The sequence below is a fragment of the Cupriavidus phytohabitans genome, from assembly GCF_000426345.1.
GTDB lineage: Bacteria > Pseudomonadota > Gammaproteobacteria > Burkholderiales > Burkholderiaceae > Cupriavidus.
Genome location: NZ_AUFE01000224.1, coordinates 1 through 1543 on the forward strand (window position 1 = coordinate 1; position 1543 = coordinate 1543).

Below are 1543 nucleotides of genomic sequence, written 5' to 3' on the forward strand. Positions count from 1 at the left end.
AGCAGGAAAGTTCCGCCCCTTGCGGCGTCTAGCCGAGCGCTAACTCGCGAGCGAGGTCTTAGAGGGCAATATTTTCCGAATTCTGAAGCCGCCCCCGAGATGACAAATTTCGACACCATGACTGCAACGGCAACGAAGCTGACCGCCGAGCAGGAGGTTTTCGTTGCCAACGCGATCGAGTTGGGGAAGGCGCAAATCCAACAGGAGATCGCTTCGGGCCGCATACCGCCGACAGTAAAGACCTTCAGCGAGCTTCACGACTTCGTCGACGCCAACGAATTCGGGGGACTGTGTGCGGACGAGGGCGACTTGCCGCGGCTCTTTCCCCGCATCACCGAGAGCGATGCTGAAGCATTCTGCGAGGCGGCGAACCAGGTCCAGCAGGCGCTGGATACATGGCTGGCGAGCGGGATGGAAAAGGCAAGCATACTCATTTCCAGCCTGGTGGAAGATGCCCTGCATGCAGCCTGTCTGGCGGTGCAGGAGCGCCTAAAGATTGACTACGGCGATGTGGCCGGTGTCTTTTTCTCAGGCACGCAGAAAGAGGATTTCGACGCGATGTTCTCCCGCTATGTTCTCTGTGAGATCGGGATGCTCACGTCCCCGGACGACGAATGAATCGGCGTAGGCGCGCCTCGCGTTGACGGATTGTCGCCGAGAGTGGTTCTCGCTAGAATCGGCCTACTACCCGCGTCGTCGACGCATCGACCTCGCTGACACCAGTCAGCAAATTTCTGTCACCCATAGGGGCCTTCCCTATGGGCAGGCTCCGTCCATTTCAGGAGCTTGTCCATGTTTTTCCACTCTCGCGTCTCTGGCACGGCTGTCCTCGCTGTGGTGGCGATGCTGTCGCTGGCACTTTACTTTCGCGTCACGACTTCCAACTCCGGATGGCAATTGCAGTGTTGCTTCGGCGCTGTTGCAGCCGTAGCGGCGCTGTACATGGTGCTTCGCGTGCGAGCCCTGCGCAACACGAGAAAGCTCATGAAACTCGTTCGGCCTGGCTGGCAGTGAGCCTGAGCGAGGAGCACCGCCATGAACCTGATTATCCATCTGCTGCTGCGTGACCCGGAGTTCGCGGGCACTGGTGGCCCTGCCGAAGCGGCGCGTCGGCTTCGAGAACTGGCGAGCGAGATCGAGACCAACGTCCCGGACTTTTCTGCCTGCCGCGAAGGCCAGCGAATCGCAGGCTCGCAAGACGATTGCAGCTGTATCGCCTATCTCGTAGAGCTGTAGGCAACGATTCATTTCTTCAACCCATAGGGGCACGCCCCTATGGGGTTGTGCCCCAGCAATAGGGGGCACCCATGCAATCCATTTCTCTTTTTCCCGTCGGAGCCCTCGACCCTGTCGAGGACCGGGCGGATCGGGCGATCGCGGCCATCCGCCGACTGCTCGAAGCGGGCCATCCGCTTGTGGTGGCGTACAGCGGTGGCAAGGACAGCAGCATGGTGGCAGCCCTCGCGCTGCACGCCGCCACGCTTCACCGCGCGGCTGGGGGCCATCCGCTGGTGGTCGTCACAACGAGCGATACGCTGGTGGA

3 protein-coding genes and 1 pseudogene are annotated in these 1543 nt (G+C 60.8%); all 4 read left to right on the plus strand.

Annotation, left to right across the window (positions count from 1 at the left end):
- Positions 1 to 99: 99 nt before the first annotated feature.
- Positions 100 to 618 (plus strand): hypothetical protein, encoded by a 519-nt coding sequence (locus K309_RS0134875; protein WP_232232660.1) that lies wholly within the window; start codon positions 100 to 102, stop codon positions 616 to 618.
- 174 nt (positions 619 to 792) lie between these two features.
- Positions 793 to 1014, plus strand: a complete 222-nt coding sequence (locus K309_RS0134880) for a hypothetical protein (RefSeq protein WP_029050473.1) — start codon at positions 793 to 795, stop codon at positions 1012 to 1014.
- A 21-nt stretch (positions 1015 to 1035) separates the two neighbouring features.
- Complete coding sequence (locus K309_RS0134885; RefSeq protein WP_029050474.1) at positions 1036 to 1236, plus strand: hypothetical protein; 201 nt, start codon at positions 1036 to 1038, stop codon at positions 1234 to 1236.
- Between the two features lie 71 nt (positions 1237 to 1307).
- A pseudogene (locus K309_RS38955) lies at positions 1308 to 1543 on the plus strand (phosphoadenosine phosphosulfate sulfotransferase); the annotation flags it as partial.